Below are 12,591 nucleotides of genomic sequence, written 5' to 3' on the forward strand. Positions count from 1 at the left end.
TGGTGGATTGCCCTCTCCGCGTCGCCGCGCGACAAGGCTGGAAAGAGCCATGGAGAGGGCATGACCATCAAGGCGACCTATGACGCAAAGCGGATGACGGCGGATCAGGCCGTAGCCCTGATACCGAACGGCGCGAAGATCGCCACTGGCCTGGCCGTCAGTTTCCCACCCGCCCTTGTGGCCGCGATCGCCGATCGGGTCCGCGCAGGCGGTCTGCATGATGCCAGCATCTACACCATGCTCCCGCCCGCCGCGTCGGCCGCGCCGATCCTGTCGCCCGACCTGGCCGGCCGCATCCGTCAGGTCAGCCTGTTCCATGGCGGCATAGAACGCGCCGCGGACGGCGCGCGACTGGACGGCGACGGGCTGCTCATCGACGTGCTGCCGGTCCAGTTCCACCAGATACCCCGCACGCTGACCGACCATATCGGCGTCGATACGTTCGTCACCACCGTGTCGAGCATGGACGCCAATGGCTGTTTCAGCCTGGGTACCGACGCCGATTATGCGCTCGCCGTCGCGCGCAGCGGGGCGCGGCTGATCGTGGAGGTGAACCCGGCCATGCCCTATGTCCATGGCGACTGCATGATCCATGTGTCGGACGTCGCTGCCCTCATCGAAAACCATGTTCCACTCTGCCAGGTGCCCGCCTTGCCCCGCAACGCGACCGACGATGCGATCGGCGCGATCATCGCGGACATGGTGGAGGATGGCGCCTGCCTGCAAATGGGGATCGGCGCGGTGCCCGATGCGGTTTGCGCCGCGCTGATGGGGCACAAGCGGCTCGGGATCCATACCGAATTGCTTACCCCCGGCCTCGTCAGCCTGATCCGGGCGGGCGTGGTCGATAACAGCGCCAAGGCTCTCCATCCGGGCCAGTCGGTTTTCACCTTCGCCATGGGCGACCAGTCGCTCTACGACTTCATCCATGACAATGTGGCGGTCGCCGCCCACCCGGTCGAGCAGGTGAACGCCCCCCATATCATCGCGCAGAACGACCGGGTGCTCTCGGTCAATGCGACGATCCAGATGGACCTGAGCGGCGCGTGCAACTCCGAATATATGAACGGGCGCCAATATAGCGGCACCGGTGGCCAGCTGGATTTCGTGCGCGGCGCCTATGCGTCGAAGGGCGGCCGGTCGATCATCGCCTGCCATTCCACAGCGGCGAAGGGCAGGATTTCGCGCATCGTCCCCTGGCTCGACGGGCCGGTAACGACGCCGCGCACCGACACGCATATCGTCGTCACGGAATATGGCTGGGCCGACATGAAGGGCAAGAGCCTTGCCGAGCGTGCCCGCGCTCTCATCGCCATCGCCCATCCCGATTTTCGCGAGGATCTGGAACGCGCCGCCCGCGACCGGCGCATCTTGGCCTGATCAGCGCGCGTTCAGTGCCGTCAGCGCCGCCTTGGTCGATATCGTGAGCGGTCCGGGCAAGTCGTCCAGCGCAAACCAGCCGCATGCGGCCAGCGCTTGCGGTTCCTTGACCATGGCATTGCCCTGCGCATCCTCCACCAGATAGACCGGCGCCACCCAATGGGTGCCACGCGCCGTGTCGACCTGGTCCGTCAGGCACAATAAGTCGCGCGCCACGATCGTCAGTCCCAATTCCTCGAAAATCTCGCGCTCGGCCGCTGCCGCCATGGTTTCGAACAGATCGACCTTGCCGCCCGGCAGCCCCCAATGCCCGGCTTCCGGATCTCGCCGCCGCTGGACCAGCAGTAATTTACCGTCGCGCAAGATAGCGGCCCCACATCCGACACGCGGTTCGCTTTGCATCTTCATCCTATCGTCTAGAAAAAGGGCGGCGGATCGCGCCGCCGCCCCTTGGCTCTTACTTCCTGCCGGCGAACCAGGCGGCGGTCGGCGCCTTCAGCCGGCTGCGCGTCTCGATCCGCGTCTTGATCGCGGCGATGGAGCGATCCACCACCTTGCGCGAGTCCGGCGTCAGATATTGGGTCGCATAGGTGTCCAGCTTGGTCACCATCGCCGGATCGGCCGATCCGCCGCCAAGACGGGCCAGCGCCTGACTGCGCGCCGACACGTCGATCAGCGCCTCATATTGCGCCTTGTGCGCCAGCACATAATCGACCGCCTGCATCGGATGCGCTGCGCCCACCTGACTGATGATCGCCGCGCTGGTCGTCTTGCCCGGCTCGTCGGTCAAAGCGAGGTCGAGCGCCTGCGCGCTCAGCTTTTCATTTTTCGCCTTGCCGAGCAGCGCGTAGACGGTGCTCTTCTCCAGGTCGCTCTTGGCGCCCTTCGCCATCACCCGCAGCTTGTCCCAGGTCGCCTGATCGGCATTTTCCGCGATGATGCCCAGCCAGACATTGCGCAGCGGCCCGTCCAGCGCCGCAGGGTTGCTCGCCAAAGCGGCGAAGCGCTTATTGGCTTCCGCCACCACCGCCTTGTCGCCCATGCTGCCCAGCGTCGCGACCAGGCTGGTGCGCAGCACCGGCACCTGCGGCCCTTCGCCTGCCTTGGCGTCATAGCCGATCGCGGCCAGCGCCGGGTTCAGCTTCTTGCTGGTATAAGCCGCAACCTTCGTCCGTCCGGCGGCATCGCCCTCCAGCATGTCGTAGCTGCTCTTGAGGTAGGACGGCACCTCCGCCAGCACGGCGGGGCTGCCATTGGCCGGCACCGCATCCACCAGATCGAGCGCCAACCCGATCGGCTGATATCCGCCCAGCGCCAGCTGGAAATTGTCCGCCAGCAGGCCGGTCTGGTCGATGCTTGCCAACTGGCCAAAGCCCTTGGCCAGCGCCTTCACATTGGCCGCCGGATAGAGCGAGCGATAATAGCCCGTCTGGCCCGCATTGATGACATAGGCGCCGCAGCCCGGCAGCGTGATCTGCCCTTTGCCACCGGTCAGGATCAGGCGCTGCGCCTCCCCGCCGGTCGTCTGCGCCTTCACCGGCACGTTCCAGCTTTGCGGCGCCTTGTCCTTGGCATCGCGGCTATATTCGCCCTGGCTCAGCGTCAGCAGCGTGTTCCCGCCCTGACATATGGCGCTCTCCACCTTGACCAGCGGAATGCCGGGCTTGCTGGTGAAGTCGTGCGCGATGCTGACCAGCCCCTTGGCGCCGGCACCCTCGACCGCTTTCCACAGGTCGTCGGTCACGGTGTTCCCATAGGCATGGGCCTTCATATAGGACTGAATGCCTGCCTTCCACACATCCTCGCCGGCATAGCCTTCCAGCATGGTGATGACGGCCTCGCCCTTCTGGTAGGTGATGGCGTCGAACGCCTGATTCACCTCATCCACCGTATGGATTTTCTGCACCACCGGGTGGGTGGTCTTGAGCGCGTCGAGGCTCATCGCCCGCTCGCGCCCGTCGACCCGCGACAGCAGGGTTTCCCATTCCGGGTTCAGCTTGTCGGTGACTTTCGTCGCCATCCAGCTGGCGAAGCCTTCGTTCAGCCACAGATCGTCCCACCAGGCCATGGTGACGAGATCGCCGAACCACTGGTGCGCCATTTCATGCGCGGCCACTTCGTAGATGGTCCGCTTGGTTTCTTCCGACGTGAAGCGCGGATCGACCAGCAGGGTGCGCTCGAAGGTGAAGATCGCGCCCCAATTTTCCATCGCGCTGAAAAACTGGCTCTGGCCCGGCCCGGCGACATTGTCGAGCTTGGGCAGCGGGAAAGGCACGTCGAAATAATCGTTATAATAGGGCAGGATCGCCGCCGACGCGTCGAGCGCCAATTGCGCCTTGCCCGTATTGCCCTTGCCGGTGATGACGCCGACTTCGGTATTGCCCGCCATCTTGGTCGCGCGGTCCAGCTCGCCAAGGCCGAAGAAGAGCAGGTAAGAGGACATTTTGGGGCTGGTGCCGAACGTCACCAGCTTCTTGCCACCGCCGACATCCTTGCTCGCCTTGACCGGCATGTTGCCGACCGCCAGCTGGTCCGCCGGGACGATTGCCGACAGATCGAAGGTCGCCTTGTAGCTCGGCTCGTCGAAGCTCGGCACGAAGCGACGGGCATCGGGCGCCTCGAACTGGGTGAAGAGCGCCCGCTTAGCCGCGCCGGCATTGTCCGTATAGTCGAGCGCGAACAGACCGTTGGCCTGCTGGTTGATGATCCCGGCATAGGCGACATCCAGCTTGTAGCTGCCCGGTGCGACCGGCTTGCCGAAATCGAAGCTGACCGTCTGCGCATCGGCATCGACCTTCGCCGTGCCGGTGATGGCCTTGCCCTTAACCGGCGTCAGCGTGACGGTGGAGACGGTCAGGTCCGCAGCGTTCAGCACCAGCGCGGGCAGCGCGGTCGCGACGGTGACGTCGATCGTCACCTTGCCGCTGAACTTCAGGTTCGCCGCATCGGGCGTCACTTCGATCGCATAATGGCTGGGCGCGGCACCACGCGGCAGCTGGGTGGTAATGCCGGCAGCGGGGCCGGCTGGCGCGGGCTGCTGGGCCAGTGCAGGCGTCGCCAGTGCGACCGGGGCGGCCGCGATCAGCAGCGGCAAGATTTTCTTGAAGGACATAGGGTTTCAGACTCCGACACGTCTTGAAAGCGACATGAGATAATATCACGCGCCACATGAACGTCGGATCGGCCGTTTGGCTGCACGGGTCAAGTGAACTCTCCGCAAGCCTATGTCGTTGGTCGAACCCTGTCGGCCGTTCGTCAGGCAGAGGCGCGGATATCGCCAGCCCAATATCACGTCGTCATCCCGGCCTTGAGCCGGGATCCCGCTTTGTCAGTTACGTCCGAAGAAAGCGGGATGCCGGATCAAGTCCGGCATGACGACGCTTGTTTTGGCGAACCTGCTTACCCCCGCCCGCGATAGCCCGGCACATCCTGCGCCGGCAGCCACAGGCCGGCCGGCGGCACATCGGATTGCCAGAAGACGTCGATCGGGATGCCGCCGCGCGGATACCAATAGCCGCCGATGCGCAGCCAGATCGGCTTCATCTCGTCGAACAGGCGCTGGCCGATGCCCACGGTGCAATCCTCATGGAAGGCCGCATGGTTGCGGAAGCTGCCCAGGAACAGCTTCAACGATTTTGATTCGACGATCGTGTCGGCCGGAGCATAGTCGATCACCAGATGGGCGAAGTCGGGCTGGCCGGTCACCGGGCAGAGCGAGGTGAATTCCGGCGCGGTGAAGCGCACCAGATAGGGCTTGCCGGGGCGCGGATTGGGCACATAGTCAAGCACGGCCTGTTCGGGGCTGGCGGGCAGCGCACTGGTCTGGCCCAGATGCAGCGGAGTAGTGGAAAGGTCGGTCATGACCGGCCATCTACGCCATCGCACGGCTGATGTCAGCCTTTCGCATTGTTCACTTGCGGTTCAGCCATTCTTGTGCCTTGGCTGGGCCATGGGGTTTCATATTCGTCCGTTGCTTTTCGCCGCGCCGCTGATGCTGGCTGCGCCTGTGCACGCCCAGCAGAGCGACGCGCCTGCCGGTGGTTTTCAGTTGCCACCGACAGGGTCCGCGCCGACGCCCAATAGCAACCAGCAGGGGCCAGAACTCAACGTCTATCGCGATCCGGCAACGCCCAGAGCCACCCAGCCTGCCACGCCGCCGGTTGTCGTTCCGACAGTCACGCCGCCGCCCGCCACGGTGCAGCCTACGCCGCAGCCCAGCCGTCCACGCCCGGCGCCTGCCACGACGCAGACCACGACCCCGGCCGAACCGCGCGCCACGCGTCCGGCCGAGCGCACCACGCCAACGCCGCCGCCCGCCCAGACGCGCCCTGCGCCTGCGACGTCGGCAGCAGCCCCGACTCCGCCCGAACCGGCCCCGGCAGAAACGGATGCTTCCGCCGCCAACAGCAGCGCGCCTGTTGCGCAGCCGGCCCAGCCGCTCCCGACCCCAGCCGCCAATGCGGTCGCCAGCCCGGAACCTGCACCCGCCGCTGCCGCCACGCCGGAAGAGGAAGGTATCAGCCTGCCCTGGATCATCGCCGCTGCGGTCGCGGCGCTGGTGGTATTGGCGGGCCTTGTCCTGCTGCGTCGTCGCCGACCAGCCGCATCGCGGGCAGACGCGCCCGTCGCCCAGTCTAAGCCAGCCGCCCCTACGGCACCTGCGCCGGCAATGCCACCGACACCTGAATCCGCCGACACGTTGCATGTCCCCGCCGCAGCCTCCGTTGCTGCCGCAATCGCGACCGACCGTCCGTGGCTCGACATGGACATGGCCGTGGGTCAGGCCCGCTATTCGCTGATGGGCGTGACGATCAGCTATGCGTTGATCCTGCACAATCGCGGCGATCGCCCGGCGCAGGATGTGCTGGTGCGCGGCATGATCGGCAATGGCGGCGCGCAGCAGCAAGCGGTGCTGCAAGGCTTCTTCACCGGGCAGGACGGCTTGCCGCTGCACAGCGCCGTGGCGATCCAGCCCGGCGAGACGATCCAGCTGAGTGGCGAACTGCGCCTGGCGACCGACGACATCGTGCCGGTCGAAATGGGCCAGCGCAGCCTGCTCATCCCACTCGCCGCGTTCGACGCGGCCTATCGCTGGGACGCGGAGGCTGCGGATCCGGTGGGTCAGGGCCGCACCGCCCGCGCCTTCATCGTCGGGCAGGAACAGGAACCGCCGGCCGCCCGGCTCGCGCCGCTGCGCCTGGATCAGGGGCCGCGCCAATATCGCCGCCCCGCCGCCCGTGCCGCTGCCGAACTCACGCCGGCCTGAAGCAATACTCAAGGATCAGCGGCCTGCCCGCTCTTGTCGAAACGCCCAGCCTTCTCCAAAGACAGGGCAGGACAAGGCCGAAAGGAGCCGCATGACCATCTTCGTTTCCACCGACTGGCTTGCCGACCAACTGGGCGCGACCGACCTCGTCATCCTGGACGCCAGCCTGTTCCTGCCCGGCACCCCGCGTGACGCGCGCACCGAATTTGAGGCCGCCCATATCCCGGGCGCCGCCTTCCTGGACCTGCCGACGCTCAACGATTCCGAGGATCCGGTTCCCGGCCAGCTGCCCCCCGACGCGCTGATGACGGAGCGGATGCAGGCTCTGGGCGTCAACGCCGACAGCCGCATCATCGTCTATGACAACAGCCCGACCCACAGCGCCGCGCGCGGTTGGTTCATGATGCGCGTCTATGGCCTGGGTGCATCAGCCGCGATCCTCGATGGCGGCCTGCCCAAATGGATCGCGGAAGGCCGCCCGACGGACAATGGCGTTCCCGCCACCGCCCCCGGCAATGCCATTGCCCGGCTCGACCGCGCGCGGGTCCGCAACAAGGCCGACATTCTCGCCAATCTCGACAGCAACGCAGCGCAACTGCTCGACGCGCGGGGCGCCGGCCGTTTCACCGGCGCAGAAGCGGAACCCCGCCCCGGTATGGCATCGGGCCATATTCCCGGCAGCCGCAACATCCCCTCCTCGGCCTTCTTCGCCGCAGACAACAGCATGAAGCAGGGCGATGAACTGCGCCGCCTGCTGCTGGACGCCGGGACCGATTTCGACCAGCCGATCGTCACCACCTGCGGCAGCGGCGTGACGGCCGCGATCATCCTCGCCGGGCTGGAATCGCTGGGGAAGACCGACGTCGCCCTTTATGATGGAAGCTGGTCGGAATGGGGCCTGGACCCCGCCACCCCGAAAGCGACGGGCGCGGCATGAGCGGATCCGACGACCGCAAGCCGCTGACCAAATTGGCGCAGGCCGGCCGCAAGACAGAATGGACCGGCATGCCGGGGCAACCCGGCGGCATCGTCAGCCCCCCGGTCTGGCGCGCCTCCACCATTCTTTATGACGATGTCGCCCATCTGCGCAAAGCGGCGGGCAGCAGCACGCATGAGCGTCTCTTTTACGGGCGCAAGGGCACGCCGACCGCCTGGTCCCTCGCCGATGCGCTCACCGAAATGGAGCCGGGTGCGGAGGGCACGATGCTCTTCCCCTCGGGCGTCGCGGCGATCGCCTGCGCGCTGATGGCGGTGCTGAGGCCCGGCGACCGGCTGATGATGGTCGACAGCGCCTATGATCCGACCCGCAATTTCTGCGAGCAGATGCTGCGCCCCTATGGCGTGGACACCATCTATTACGACCCCACGGACGTCGCCGCGCTGGACGCCCATCTGGCTGCCGGCCCGATCCGCGCCATCTTCCTCGAAAGCCCGGGCAGCCTGACCTTCGAGGTGCAGGACATCCCGGCCATTACCGCATGGGCCAGGGCGAACGAGGTCGTCACCTTGGCTGACAATACTTGGGCGACGCCGCTCTATTTCCCCGCGCTCAGCCACGGGGTGGATATCTCCATCCTGGCCTGCACCAAATATATCGTCGGCCATAGCGACGTGATGATGGGCAGCACGACCGCGACCCCAGAATGGTTCGGCAAGATCCGCCAGACCGCCTATCTGTTCGGCCAGATGACCAGCCCCGACGATGCCTGGCTCGCCTCGCGCGGCCTGCGCACCCTGGGCGTCCGCCTGAAACAGCATCAAGACAGCGCGCTCGCCATCGCTCATTGGTTGCAGGATCAGCCCGATGTTGCCCGTGTCCTCCATCCCGCACTCCCCGACTGCCCCGGCCATGCGCTCTGGCAGCGGGATTTCAGCGGATCGACCGGCCTGTTCAGCTTCATCCTGAAGGGCGGCGACGAAGCGGCGCGCGCTGCGCTGATCGACGGCCTCGCCCATTTCGGCATCGGCTATAGCTGGGGCGGCTTCGAAAGCCTCGCTCTGCCTATCGACCCCACCCGCTATCGCAGCGCAACCCGATGGGAAGCGGAAGGCCCGGCGGTCCGCTTGCATATCGGCCTGGAAGACACGGCCGACCTGATCGCCGATCTCGATGCCGGCCTCACCCGCTTCCGCGCCATCCGCGATACAGCCTAAAGCGATGGGGCCGGCCGCCCCATCGTCGATCGACCATCATCGCTTTCTCCGCCCTATGACCGTGCGACGGCCGTAGGACGGATGCCGTCCATGGCAGGCAAGACATTGCCGGACCGGCCCAGCCTGCCTTTGTTGCACTCTAGCAACATTAAAGAAGTAAAAGACATCATTAGGCAATAAATTCTTGTGCACCGCAGCGCGGGGAGGCACATCCAAAGGCGTTGAGGCAGCCGGCCCATCCCGAGCGGGGGAAATATAGAGGCAGGCGCCTGGACGCAGGCGGGACGATCGCAGACCACCATCAAGGGGAATCCCATGCGTAAGTCCATCATCGGCCTTTCGGCCCCCATTTTTTCGGCCATCGCTCTCGTCAGCGCGCTCGTCGCCATGCCGGCCATGGCCCAGGACGAGCCCACGCCCGAGATCACCGTCACCGGCAATGCCGCCGTCGTGACCGACTATCGCTTCCGCGGCATTTCGCAGACCAACAAGAAATTCGCGCTTCAGGGCGGCATCACCGTTGCCCACGCTTCGGGCTTCTATGCATCGATCTGGGGCAGCTCCATCGACGAATATGTCGCGGCCGGATCGGATCAGGAACTCGACCTGATCGGTGGCTATTCGACCACCGTGGGCGCCGCCACGATCGACGTCGGCGTCCTCTATTATTATTATCCGGGCAATGCCGGCCAGAACACCGACTTCGTCGAGCCTTATGCATCGGTCAAGGGCACGTTCGGCCCCGCCACCGCCAAGCTGACCGTCAATTATGCGCCCAAGGCGAAGGCGCTGAGCGTCGGCAATGGCAAGGAAGACAGCCTCTATGTCGGCGGCGACCTGTCGGCCTCCGTCCCCAACACCCCGATCGGTGTGTCGGCGCACCTGGGTCACAGCTTCGGCCCCAGCTACCTGACCATCGGCGACGAATATACCGACTGGAATATCGGCGCGACTTATACCTGGAATCACCTGACCTTCGGCGTGTCCTATGTCGATACCGATAAATCCTCCTACACGGCGGCCGGTCATAATATCAGCAAAGCGGGGGTAGTGGGATCGCTGACCGCTTCCTTCTGATCCCCATATCCTGCAACAGTTGCTCAGGCCGCGATCTTACAGGGGATCGCGGCTTTTTTTGCGCCGGCGCCTCTTATACCCAAACGCCATGAGGCGGACTCTAATGCAGCGTTCCCCGACGCAGGCCGGGGTCCGGTCCCATGCTCTCAACTGGACCCCGGCCTGCGCCGGGGAACGCTTCTCGTGGGTATTGCGCACCGGACTATTACGGGGTCGCCACTCCGCCCCGGCCGCCCTATAGTGACGCGTATGTCGCCCATCATTCTCCTGCTGCTCTTTATCGCCACGGTCGCTGTGATGGAGGGGTTCGCCTATGTCATGCACCGTTGGGTGATGCACGGTCCCGGCTGGTTCCTGCATGCCAGCCATCATCGGCCCCGGACCGGCTTTTTCGAAGCGAACGACCTTTATTTCGTGATCTTCGCCATGCCCTCCATCGTGCTGCTGCTGGGCGGGGTGCAATGGGGTTGGGGCGATTGGGCGACCGCAATCGGCGCCGGCGTCGCCGCCTATGGCGCCATCTATCTGGGTTTCCATGACATCATCGTGCATCAACGGGTCGCCCACCGCTATGTCGCCCGCTCCCGCTACATGAAGCGGATCGTTCAGGCGCACCGGCTGCACCATGCGGTCGAAACGAAGGAAGGCACGGTCAGCTTCGGCTTTCTGGTGGCGCCCCATCCCACCGACCTCAAACGCACGTTGGCGGAGCGCGGCCGCGCCGGCATCCGCGCTGCCAAAGGGCGGGAGGATGCACGGGCGGAAGGATAATCGGTGCAATCAAGCCTTGGATTTCCATCGCTTCTCCTTACATGGGATTGAGTTTTGCGACCGATTCTTAACTGGGAGTCCTTCTGAATGTCCGCTACCCGTACCGAGACCGACAGCATCGGCGCCATCGACGTGCCGGCCGACGCCTATTGGGGCGCGCAGACGCAGCGTAGCATCGAGAATTTCCCCTTCGGCGAAACGGAACGCATGCCGATCGGCATCGTCCATGCGCAGGCGATCGTGAAGCAGGCGGCGGCGCGGGTGAACGGCAAACATGGGCTGGACGGCACAATCGTCGCCGCGATCGAGGATGCGGCGCAGACCATCGTGTCGGGCAAGCTGGACGACCAGTTCCCGCTCGTCATCTGGCAGACCGGGTCGGGCACGCAGACCAACATGAACGTCAATGAAGTGATCGCCGGCTTCGCCAACGATCAACTGGCCGGCACGCGGGGTGGCAAGAGCCCGGTGCATCCCAACGATCATGTGAATATGAGCCAGTCGTCCAACGACAGCTTTCCCACCGCGCTGCATGTCGCGACCGTGATCGCCACGCGCGACCGGCTGATCCCGGCGCTGGAAAAGCTGACCGGCGCACTCACCGCGAAGGCGGAAAGCTGGAGCCATATCGTCAAGATCGGCCGCACCCATACGCAGGACGCCACGCCGCTGACGCTGGGGCAGGAATTTTCCGGCTATGCCGCACAGCTGATCAGCGGCCGGGCGCGGGTCGAAGGTGCGCTCAATGGCAATATCCGCAAGCTGGCGATCGGCGGCACGGCAGTCGGCACCGGCCTTAACGCACCGGACGGCTGGGCCGAGGATATGGTCGCGGCGATCAGCGATATCGCCGGCACCGATTTCGAAAGCGCGCCCAACAAGTTCGAGCAGCTGGCGGCCAAGGATGGGCTGGTCTTCTTCTCCGGCGCGCTCAACACGCTCGCGGTGTCGCTGACCAAGATCGCCAACGACATCCGTTTTCTGGGATCGGGGCCGCGATCCGGTCTGGGCGAGCTGGATCTGCCGGCCAATGAACCGGGCAGCTCGATCATGCCGGGCAAGGTCAATCCGACGCAGTGCGAATCGCTGACGATGGTGGCCGCGCAGGTGATCGGCAATCATCAGGCGGTGACGGTCGGCGGCATGCAGGGCCATTTCGAACTCAATGTGTTCATGCCGCTGATCGGCGCCAATGTGCTGCGCTCCATCCATCTGCTCAGCGTCGGCATGGAAAGCTTTGCCGAACGCTGCGTCGATGGGCTGGTCGCCAATGAAGCGCGGATTGCCGAACTGGTCGATCGGTCGCTGATGCTGGTGACCGCGCTGGCGCCGGAGATCGGCTATGACAATGCCGCCGCCATCGCCAAGCATGCGCATAAGAAGGGGCAGACGCTGAAGGAGGCCGGCCTTGAACTTGGCTTGGTGGACGAGGCGACCTTCGATCGTCTTGTGCGTCCGGAAAATATGGTCTGATCCAGATCAACATGGCGGAACCGGCGGGGCTGCGGTACATTAATCCTCTATGAAGAGGAAAGCCCCGCCCCCCGCCACTCGGCCAGCCGCACCGCTGGTGACGATCCGTCCGCCGAAAAAGGCCGGGCTGCTGCGAAAGGCGGCGCGTGTGGGGGCTACTGTGGTCGCCGCGCGGGTTGCTGCAGCGACGGGCAAGAAGGGTGTGTTCGGCCTGATCGCCGGCGCCGGGGCCAAGCGTATCATCATGCGCTATCCTGCCGGCGCCCTGTTCGTGACCGGCGCCTATATGGCCGGCAAATTGTACGAGGCGAAGCGCGAGGCCGAGCGCAAGAAGGCGATCAAGCTGCTGCCCGACAAGAGCCATGAACCAAGAACGGCAGCCCCCATTCCGATCGAAAGCGCGCGCAAGATCCAGGGATAGCGCCGGGGCATAGCCCTCTTGCAAAAAGGCGTCGGTGGAGGCACTAGCG

At 65.2% G+C, this 12,591-nt stretch carries 11 protein-coding genes; 8 read left to right on the forward strand and 3 right to left on the reverse strand.

Features of this window, described 5'->3' with window-relative positions:
• Positions 1 to 60 precede the first annotated feature (60 nt).
• A complete protein-coding gene (locus tag F4U94_RS04200; protein ID WP_120251727.1) occupies positions 61 to 1,380 on the forward strand; it encodes an acetyl-CoA hydrolase/transferase family protein in 1,320 nt (439 codons plus the stop codon).
• On the opposite strand, the gene F4U94_RS04205 is transcribed toward F4U94_RS04200, so the two are convergent.
• From F4U94_RS04205 to queF, 3 genes are all read right to left on the reverse strand, one after another.
• The gene (locus tag F4U94_RS04205) at positions 1,381 to 1,788 is read right to left on the reverse strand and encodes an NUDIX hydrolase (protein ID WP_346266166.1); all 408 of its coding nucleotides are present in this window, start codon (positions 1,786 to 1,788) and stop codon (positions 1,381 to 1,383) included.
• Positions 1,789 to 1,837: 49 nt separating this feature from the next.
• The gene (locus tag F4U94_RS04210; protein ID WP_120251726.1) at positions 1,838 to 4,492 is read right to left on the reverse strand and encodes a M1 family metallopeptidase; all 2,655 of its coding nucleotides are present in this window, start codon (positions 4,490 to 4,492) and stop codon (positions 1,838 to 1,840) included.
• A 287-nt stretch (positions 4,493 to 4,779) separates the two neighbouring features.
• On the reverse strand, positions 4,780 to 5,241 hold the full coding sequence (gene queF / locus F4U94_RS04215; RefSeq protein WP_120251725.1) for a preQ(1) synthase: 462 nt from the start codon (positions 5,239 to 5,241) through the stop codon (positions 4,780 to 4,782).
• A gap of 88 nt (positions 5,242 to 5,329) precedes the next feature.
• On the opposite strand from queF, the gene F4U94_RS24290 reads away from it, so the two are divergent.
• The 7 genes from F4U94_RS24290 to F4U94_RS04255 all read left to right on the forward strand — a co-directional run bounded on the left by F4U94_RS24290 (position 5,330) and on the right by F4U94_RS04255 (position 12,542).
• The gene (locus F4U94_RS24290; RefSeq protein WP_170271903.1) at positions 5,330 to 6,646 is read left to right on the forward strand and encodes a hypothetical protein; all 1,317 of its coding nucleotides are present in this window, start codon (positions 5,330 to 5,332) and stop codon (positions 6,644 to 6,646) included.
• 91 nt (positions 6,647 to 6,737) lie between these two features.
• Positions 6,738 to 7,583 carry a sulfurtransferase gene (locus F4U94_RS04230; protein WP_120251722.1) on the forward strand — a complete coding sequence of 282 codons (846 nt, stop codon included), beginning with the start codon at positions 6,738 to 6,740 and terminating at the stop codon, positions 7,581 to 7,583.
• Complete coding sequence (metC, locus tag F4U94_RS04235; RefSeq protein WP_232015788.1) at positions 7,580 to 8,800, forward strand: cystathionine beta-lyase; 1,221 nt, start codon at positions 7,580 to 7,582, stop codon at positions 8,798 to 8,800. Before F4U94_RS04230 ends, metC begins: the two co-directional genes overlap by 4 nt.
• Before the next feature lie 315 nt (positions 8,801 to 9,115).
• Positions 9,116 to 9,877 carry a TorF family putative porin gene (locus tag F4U94_RS04240; protein ID WP_120251720.1) on the forward strand — a complete coding sequence of 254 codons (762 nt, stop codon included), beginning with the start codon at positions 9,116 to 9,118 and terminating at the stop codon, positions 9,875 to 9,877.
• 249 nt (positions 9,878 to 10,126) lie between these two features.
• Positions 10,127 to 10,648, forward strand: coding sequence for a sterol desaturase family protein (locus tag F4U94_RS04245; RefSeq protein WP_120252300.1), 522 nt, complete (start codon positions 10,127 to 10,129; stop codon positions 10,646 to 10,648).
• An 87-nt stretch (positions 10,649 to 10,735) separates the two neighbouring features.
• Entirely contained in the window at positions 10,736 to 12,121 is a 1,386-nt protein-coding gene (fumC, locus tag F4U94_RS04250) for a class II fumarate hydratase (protein ID WP_120251719.1), read from the forward strand.
• Between the two features lie 49 nt (positions 12,122 to 12,170).
• Positions 12,171 to 12,542, forward strand: a complete 372-nt coding sequence (locus tag F4U94_RS04255) for a hypothetical protein (protein WP_120251718.1) — start codon at positions 12,171 to 12,173, stop codon at positions 12,540 to 12,542.
• The last annotated feature ends 49 nt before the right edge of the window (positions 12,543 to 12,591 follow it).

The sequence above is a fragment of the Sphingobium limneticum genome, from assembly GCF_008710155.1.
GTDB classification, from domain to species: domain Bacteria; phylum Pseudomonadota; class Alphaproteobacteria; order Sphingomonadales; family Sphingomonadaceae; genus Sphingobium; species Sphingobium limneticum.

Bases quoted from the DNA above. Each gene is read 5' to 3' on its own strand.
- queF (WP_120251725.1), bottom strand. From the start codon at position 5,241: ATGACCGACCTTTCCACTACTCCGCTGCATCTGGGCCAGACCAGTGCG.
- F4U94_RS04200 (WP_120251727.1), top strand. From the start codon at position 61: ATGACCATCAAGGCGACCTATGACGCAAAGCGGATGACGGCGGATCAG.
- fumC (WP_120251719.1), top strand. From the start codon at position 10,736: ATGTCCGCTACCCGTACCGAGACCGACAGCATCGGCGCCATCGACGTG.
- F4U94_RS04240 (WP_120251720.1), top strand. From the start codon at position 9,116: ATGCGTAAGTCCATCATCGGCCTTTCGGCCCCCATTTTTTCGGCCATC.
- F4U94_RS24290 (WP_170271903.1), top strand. From the start codon at position 5,330: ATGGGGTTTCATATTCGTCCGTTGCTTTTCGCCGCGCCGCTGATGCTG.
- F4U94_RS04245 (WP_120252300.1), top strand. From the start codon at position 10,127: ATGTCGCCCATCATTCTCCTGCTGCTCTTTATCGCCACGGTCGCTGTG.
- F4U94_RS04255 (WP_120251718.1), top strand. From the start codon at position 12,171: ATGAAGAGGAAAGCCCCGCCCCCCGCCACTCGGCCAGCCGCACCGCTG.
- metC (WP_232015788.1), top strand. From the start codon at position 7,580: ATGAGCGGATCCGACGACCGCAAGCCGCTGACCAAATTGGCGCAGGCC.
- F4U94_RS04205 (WP_346266166.1), bottom strand. From the start codon at position 1,788: ATGAAGATGCAAAGCGAACCGCGTGTCGGATGTGGGGCCGCTATCTTG.
- F4U94_RS04210 (WP_120251726.1), bottom strand. From the start codon at position 4,492: ATGTCCTTCAAGAAAATCTTGCCGCTGCTGATCGCGGCCGCCCCGGTC.
- F4U94_RS04230 (WP_120251722.1), top strand. From the start codon at position 6,738: ATGACCATCTTCGTTTCCACCGACTGGCTTGCCGACCAACTGGGCGCG.